This is a genomic window from Endozoicomonas atrinae (assembly GCF_001647025.1).
Taxonomy (GTDB): domain Bacteria; phylum Pseudomonadota; class Gammaproteobacteria; order Pseudomonadales; family Endozoicomonadaceae; genus Endozoicomonas; species Endozoicomonas atrinae.
In genome coordinates this window covers 1-4,919 of record NZ_LUKQ02000328.1, presented here as the reverse complement: position 1 = coordinate 4,919, position 4,919 = coordinate 1, and the positions used below count along the sequence as shown (strand labels likewise).

General features: G+C 51.4%; 6 protein-coding genes and 1 pseudogene. 5 read left to right on the top strand and 2 right to left on the bottom strand.

The features are described from left to right. Nucleotides 1–449, top strand: a 449-nt coding sequence (locus AK963_RS33640; RefSeq protein ID WP_202969867.1) for a hypothetical protein, incomplete at its 5' end; no start/stop codon positions are given. Nucleotides 450–688: 239 nt separating this feature from the next. Here the strand turns inward: AK963_RS33640 and AK963_RS35955 are convergent. Continuing rightward, the gene (locus AK963_RS35955) at nt 689–889 is read right to left on the bottom strand and encodes a hypothetical protein (protein ID WP_238593849.1); all 201 of its coding nucleotides are present in this window, start codon (nt 887–889) and stop codon (nt 689–691) included. 15 nt (nt 890–904) lie between these two features. Here AK963_RS35955 and AK963_RS25400 point away from each other — a divergent pair, with 15 nt between their 5' ends. The 4 genes from AK963_RS25400 to AK963_RS25385 all read left to right on the top strand — a co-directional run bounded on the left by AK963_RS25400 (nt 905) and on the right by AK963_RS25385 (nt 4,605). Next, nucleotides 905–2,722: a cobaltochelatase CobT-related protein gene (locus AK963_RS25400; protein WP_238593848.1), complete on the top strand. Its 1,818-nt coding sequence runs from the start codon at nt 905–907 to the stop codon at nt 2,720–2,722. A 1-nt stretch (nt 2,723) separates the two neighbouring features. Continuing rightward, nucleotides 2,724–2,906 carry a hypothetical protein gene (locus AK963_RS25395; protein ID WP_066018171.1) on the top strand — a complete coding sequence of 61 codons (183 nt, stop codon included), beginning with the start codon at nt 2,724–2,726 and terminating at the stop codon, nt 2,904–2,906. Nucleotides 2,907–3,032: 126 nt separating this feature from the next. Further along, complete coding sequence (locus AK963_RS25390; RefSeq protein ID WP_083232888.1) at nt 3,033–3,548, top strand: helix-turn-helix domain-containing protein; 516 nt, start codon at nt 3,033–3,035, stop codon at nt 3,546–3,548. Further along, nucleotides 3,520–4,605 (top strand): tyrosine-type recombinase/integrase, encoded by a 1,086-nt coding sequence (locus tag AK963_RS25385; RefSeq protein WP_066018169.1) that lies wholly within the window; start codon nt 3,520–3,522, stop codon nt 4,603–4,605. Before AK963_RS25390 ends, AK963_RS25385 begins: the two co-directional genes overlap by 29 nt. Nucleotides 4,606–4,743: 138 nt before the next feature. Here AK963_RS25385 and AK963_RS32490 read toward each other — a convergent pair. Further along, nucleotides 4,744–4,919 (bottom strand): annotated as a pseudogene (locus AK963_RS32490) (IS256 family transposase); the annotation flags it as partial.

The window sequence follows — 4,919 nt, the reverse complement described above, 5'->3', positions numbered from 1 at the left end:
TCAGGGCAACCGAATGGAGCCGCATCATTGCCACCGCCAACACCCTCGGTCAAGGCGACGACAGTGGTCTCTACCGTGGTGCAAAAGTCCAGTCACAAGCGTTCCTTGATCGCTTCACCACATGGATTGAGGTGCCCTACATGGCAGAGGGCGAAGAGCGCAACCTGATCACCAGCGCCTACAAGGAACTCGAACCCACCGTCATCGACTCCATGTTGCAGTACGCCAGGGAACACCGCGAAGGCTTCGTCAACGCCACCATCCTGCAACCCCTCTCACCCCGAGGCATGTTGGCACTGGCGGACAAGTACCTGCGTTACTTCCCCCTGTTCTCCGACGGCAAGGCGGCACTGCGTCAGGCGATCAACGAGACCCTGCTCAACCGCAGCAACGCCGAAGACAGGATCGTCCTCGAAGGCATCATCAACCGCGTGTTCGCCATCAAGTAACCCTCACATACCAAGGCCGCGCCAGTCGTGGCCTGAAAATCCCAACCAACCACGAGGTATTCGTCATGAAAAAACCAGACGACAAAGACATGCTCGGCTCCGAGTATCTGCACGAAGTCACCAACGTCACACGAATCTTTGGCCGTCAGCACGACATCTCCGTCGTGGTCGAAGGCAATATGGCAGGGGTTGACCGTGACGGTAACATCATCTACCCCAGCATCGCCGCTGACTCCCGCTTAACCCCTGAAGAGATCAGCATCTCCCGAGGCTACGTCGACCACGAGTGCGGCCACAAACGTCACACCGACCTCCCTGCCTTCTTCGCCTACGGTGACAAGTGCCGCAGCAAGGGCGAGGAACTCAAGCTCGGCATCGCCAACGCCATGGAAGACCCACGCATGGAAGCCAAGGTCATCGACGATTACGAAGGCTCCCATGAGAACCTGACGGCGGTGGCCAACTCAGTGTGCCAAAGCTGGCGAGACGAACACGGTGCCACTGCCTTCTCGTTGCATCAACAGGGCGAGACCCACGAGCATTGGTACCAGTTTGTCGGCGGTGCGCTGTCGATACTGGGCAGGCACGAATGCTGGGGCTTCGACACTCACGAATACACCAGCACCATCGGCACGTTCCAAAGGCTTATGGGTGAAGAGCGCATGGCACAGTGTCGAGAGTTCTCAAAACGACTAGCCAAACTCACCAGCACCAAGCAGGTACTTACTCTCGCTGACGAAGTGGGCGAATGGATTCGTAAGGAGTTCAAGCAAGATCAGCAGCAGCAACAGCAGCAACAAGCGCAGCAGCAGGGGGCACAGGGAGGACAAAACCAGCAGTCACAACAGCAACAGGGCCAGAGTGGTCAGGGTCAAGGTCAGGGGATGTCGCAGGCTGGACAGTCCCAAGCTGGGAACGATCAATCTCAGGACTCCGATGGTTCTGGTGACAGCTCCGATGGTTCCGGTGACGGTGACTCCGATGGTTCGGGTGATCAGGATCAGGGTTCGAGTGACAAGGATCAGGATCAAACGTCTTCAAGCGCCGACGACGGCGATGGGTCGGGCGAAGGCCCGAGCCAGAGCGGGAGGCCAGATCAACAAGGCACCGGCCAGAGTAACCAGCAGCCGAACGGACAGGGCAACCCTGATCCACAGGGTACCGGCCAGATTGGTAACGGCGGCGACCCACTGGCACCACAGGGCAACCGTGTCGAAGTGGGACAGGCTTTGCAGAAAGCCCTCGAAGGCAAGCTCAAGGGAATGAATCAAGCCCAGTACCGCCCGTTCTCCACCCGCTTTGATAGCTGGCACACCCGCAAGGACAAGAAGAAGTCAGCGATCAGGGAGTGCCTGAACAACGAGGCCGGACATGAGCGGTACAAAGACATGCTGAACAAGAGCGCCGGTAAGCTCAACGTCATACGTCGTAAGCTGGAGCGAGCCTTGCAGAGTGACCGCTCGATTCACTGGGATGGTGGTCAGCAGTATGGCCGCCTCGATTCACGAAGACTGGTCGCCGCGTTTAACCGTCAGGAGAAAGTATTCAAGCGCAAGCAGGATGCACCGGCACACGATACCGCTGTTACTTTCCTGCTCGATTTGAGCTACTCCATGAACGGTGCGCCGATCGAGACCTCGATTCAGACGTTGATCTGTCTGGCGGAGGCACTGGAGAAAACCTCAATCCAGTACAACATCCTCGGCCACACCATCGGTCGACACTCGGGCAACCGGAACAAGATGCGTAAGGCGATGACAGAGCAGGCAAACCAGAGCGGCAGTCCTTATCGTTTTGCCCACCAGTTCGCCCGCAACATGCCGCTGGACATGTTCGAGTTCAAATCGTTCAACGAGCGCCTTGGTATGGCCAAGAAGATGCTGGGCAACGTGCCGCAGTTGATCACCGATGGTGACAAATGGAACGGCAACGTGGATCACGAAGCACTGTGGCACTCGTACAAGTTGCTGTCCAAGCGCCCCGAAGGACGGCATGTACTGATCGTCCTGAGTGACGGGATGCCGAACCCTTGCTCTATTATGGGATGCCGTGCTCTGGCGCAGGAGTCACTGAAGAAAACCGTGAAAGAGATCGAGGGCCGTGGTGTCGAGGTGATCGGTATCGGGATTCAGGAGGATGACGGTGCCGAGTTGTACCAGAAGTGGCACACCGTATGGAACCTTGATGAGCTGGCCGAGACGGTCATTGATGAACTGGGTGCTACGCTGATGGGTAAGCACTTGGGGAAGTCTGCCAGAATACAGGGGGTGTGACATGAAGCCACGAAGCAAGAAGGTAAAGTTTGATGCGTCGTGGCTGGCTTTATTGCCAGCAGACAAACGGGGTGACTACCGGTTCATGTACGAGGTGGCTCGGGTTGTGAAGCGACGACGCATTAGGAGAAGTGATGTACAAAAAGTGTCAAATGTCGTTAAAGAAATATCAAATATTGTCTAATTAATGTCACACTAGCGTCATAAAGTATTGCTAATTTGTTGTCAAAATAGCAATGTATAGTTTAGGTAAGTTCGAGCTTGCCTTTTTTGTATGTAACGTTCGTACCGATAAGATCGGAGAGCCATTATGGATATGGATAAAGTCATTCTTTTAGAAAAAAGAGTCGGAGAACTTGAAACTCTGATGAAGCGTTACAGAAGCGAAATGTTAGAACTCAAGGAAAATAACATTCAACTCGAACGTGAAATACTTTTTCTAAGTGAAGGCTTAGAGAAATACAAAATAAAATATCATCATAAAGCGGACATGATTATCCATGACCGTGAAAGAAAACTGACCGCAGTTGCCGAAATAAAAAGCCCCGTCAAAGTCACACATGATGACATCAGAGCCTTCTATACTCTGGGCGATCGGGCCAGAGAAACAGCAGTCCTGCTGGTCAAAGGCTACACTAATGAAGAGATCGCAAAAAAAGAAAAGATCAGTGTTGTTACTATTCGCAGTCGGGTTGCCAGGTTACAAGTCACGTTCAAGGTCAACCGCAGAAGGATGCTGATAGAAAAATTACAACAGGTCATGGATTACGCGTTAAGAGAAGAAATGGGGCTCCACCATGAAGCCGAAGTACCTGAAGCTCATTAGACAACCATCAGGAATATACCATCTGCAAGGTGTACTTCTTGGTCAGCAAATTCGAGAAAGTACAAGAACCCGCGATAAATATGAAGCTAATATGCTTGCTGTTCATAAAGAACTTCAGGCCATGATGCTTGCCACTGGGAAAACAGAATACTTGAGCCCAAAATTTTCCGAGTGTGTCAGGCGCTACGAAAAAGATGTCCGTTACTCGAGAAAAAATCAGGGAATAGTCAATCGACTAGATGCCTTTTTTGGAGCAAAACCAGTCACAGAAATTTCTCAAAGTGAAGTCGATAAATTTGTGTTTGAGGTATTTATAAAACACAAAAGAGCAAAGAGCACTATCGAAAGAAATCTGAATATCCTTCAGGCAATAAGAAATCATGCAGTCAAAGCAAAGCTGGTGGACCAGAAATCACTACCGTTTATAAGTGTGGAACGGGTCTCAAAACATCAACACCGCATGTCCATTGTGGATAAAAATATTCGAGATCAGATTATCAACAATGCGGCTCAACCGGTTCGTGATGTACTCACCTTTCTCTGGTACACCGGCTCTCGCATAGGCTGTGCATTAAACCGTACCTGGCAAGACAGATGTGATACAGGCATCAAGTTATACACAGTGAAAGGTGGACGTAACAAACTGCGCCAGCGTCGGGAATACTATGTGCCAGAGGTACCCGAGCTGACCGCCATGCTGAACAGTCGGCTGATGGAGGCTCGCAAGTCGTCAGGCTTTCAGGTCACGGATAAGATATTTGACGTGAGCGATACTACGGTTCGAGAAGAGCTGGCCAGAGTATGCGAGGTGCTGTCCATCAGAGACTTCATGCCTCACGATATACGTCACTGCTTCGGCACGTATCTGGCTCAGGATAAGGTAGGTATTGAGGCCATTGCGGATTTAATGGGCCATGATTCTCTTGAGTCAACCCGCAAGTACATCAACCATGCCCGTGATGATCTGACCAGACAGATGCGGGGCGCACTGTCAAAGCCAGTAAGTAGTGGAGGAGTAACCATTTCAGAGCAGAATCATTTTCGAGTTTGCCGTTAACCATCCCCCATGTCTCGGGTTACGAAACTGAGTTTCGTCGGGAATATGCAACAGTAAATATACCCAGAACTACCGCCGCAATTACCACAATATGAAAATGAGCCTGTAAATAATTCTGTGTAAACGCCACCAAAACTATTACTCCTTGAACCGGTCAGGAAACATAATTTCAAACCGGTTCATGGCTGCTTTCCAGTTCCTGATCGGCATGGTCCATTTCTCGGAAGCTTTTTCCATGGCCAGATAGATTACCTTCATGACTGACTCATCAGTCCGAAAAATCTTCCGGTTCTTGATCGCCTTACGAATGACGC